Genomic DNA, 1,611 nt, shown 5'->3' with positions numbered 1-1,611 from the left:
CCAGGGCAATGTGCAGTGGATGGGACCGGTAGAGGACATCGACTCCACACCTAACCCCTACGTACGGCAATTTTTTAGCGCCGCCACTGATGGTCCGATTCACGTGGCCCACTAGATTTGTAGGGTCTATTGGACAAAACAGATACAACGGGTTGTATGAGTGATAGGATCCCCCCGTATAATCATCCCCAGGGTGTATGACCAGCAGTACCCTTTACCGTTATCCATAGGAAACTATGCGTGCAAGAACCATTCGTGAAGGCTCTGTGGGACTGCTAATTTTGGCAGGCGTTGCCCTATTTGGAGGGTTAGTGATGTGGCTGCGGGGAGCCGCCTTCGGCCAGCGCAGCTATCGCCTCCTAGTGGATTTTGAAAGTGCTACCGGTGTCCAAGAAGGCTCTGTCGTGAGCTATCGCGGGGTGCCGGTGGGGCAAATTAGACGCATTTCCCCCGGTTCCAACACCGTGGAGGTTCAAGTTGAAATCAACCGAGGAGATTTGCTCATTCCAGCTCAGTCGGTGGTCAAAACCAGCCAATCTGGCCTGATTGGTGAAACGACCGTAGCGATTCAACCCCTCATAGAAACTAGCCTGAGCGATGATTCCATCCCAGGTCCCCTGGCCAAAGACTGTGACAGCACCCTAATTTTGTGTAATGGCGATCAGGTTAATGGCATTGTCGGTGTGAACTATGAAGACCTGCTAGAATCCTCCCAACAAATTTCTGCGGCCCTATCTGAAGCCTTGGCCGATCCGGCCACATTGCAGGATATCAGGGAGATATTGGCTAATACCCGCGATATCTCAGGCAACGTTGTCGGTTTGACCGATGAGGTAACCCTGATGGCCAAGGATCTGCGCACAGAAATTCGTCCCTTGTCTACATCTGCCCGTCAGACTTTGGTGGCGGTGTCAGGGGCTGCTCAACAGCTAGAGGCGTCCACCGTGCGCACATCTGAGCAGCTAGACACCACCTTGACTCAGGTAAATACAATTCTGGCCACTAATCAGGATGACCTCACCGTTACCCTGGATAATATCAGTGCTAGTACGGGGCAGCTGCGACTAGCCTTGGATACCCTGGCCCCTGTAATTGAGGAAGGTACCCTGGTCAATAATATTGAGCTGTTGGCCAATAACGCTGCGATCGCATCCCAAGACCTGCGAGATATTTCCTCTTCTCTAAACACCAGCGAAAATCTGGTTCTGCTCCAGCAGACGATCGAATCGGCTCGCGATGTGTTTCAAAGTGCTCAAAAAATCATGGCCGATGTGGACACCTTGACCGGCGATCCCACCCTGCGTGACGATGTGAGAGAACTGCTCAACAGCCTGTCTGACTTAGTCTCATTCACGGGGGATTTGGAAAATCAGACAGAAGTGGTCGAGCAGCTCAATGAACAGAAGCAGATCGTTCGGGCCTTAGAGGAAGAACCCAGCCTTAGGTTTAATGGTGAGCGCTACGTGACTGATTTAGCTAACCGGCCAACGCCTGTGGCTGAACCAGAAGAGCCCGTCTTTCCATCAGACGTTCCAGTAGATGATTAGAAGTAGAGACTCATAATTCCACTTGGGCTGGGCTTCGACTCCGCTCAGCCCTCTTATATGTAGA

1 protein-coding gene is annotated in these 1,611 nt (G+C 52.0%); it reads left to right on the top strand.

The window, feature by feature from the left end; translation table 11 throughout:
- The first annotated feature begins 236 nt into the window (after nucleotides 1-236).
- Nucleotides 237-1,547 (top strand): MlaD family protein, encoded by a 1,311-nt coding sequence (locus IQ260_RS30465; protein ID WP_193996783.1) that lies wholly within the window; start codon nucleotides 237-239, stop codon nucleotides 1,545-1,547.
- The last annotated feature ends 64 nt before the right edge of the window (nucleotides 1,548-1,611 follow it).

The organism is Leptolyngbya cf. ectocarpi LEGE 11479 (genome assembly GCF_015207065.1).
Lineage (GTDB): Bacteria > Cyanobacteriota > Cyanobacteriia > Phormidesmidales > Phormidesmidaceae > Leptothoe > Leptothoe ectocarpi.
Note: the sequence above shows the minus strand (reverse complement) of the source record. Positions and strands in the feature narration are given on the sequence as shown.

Coding starts and splice junctions, on each gene's coding strand:
- IQ260_RS30465 (WP_193996783.1), top strand. CDS start 237: ATGCGTGCAAGAACCATTCGTGAAGGCTCTGTGGGACTGCTAATTTTG.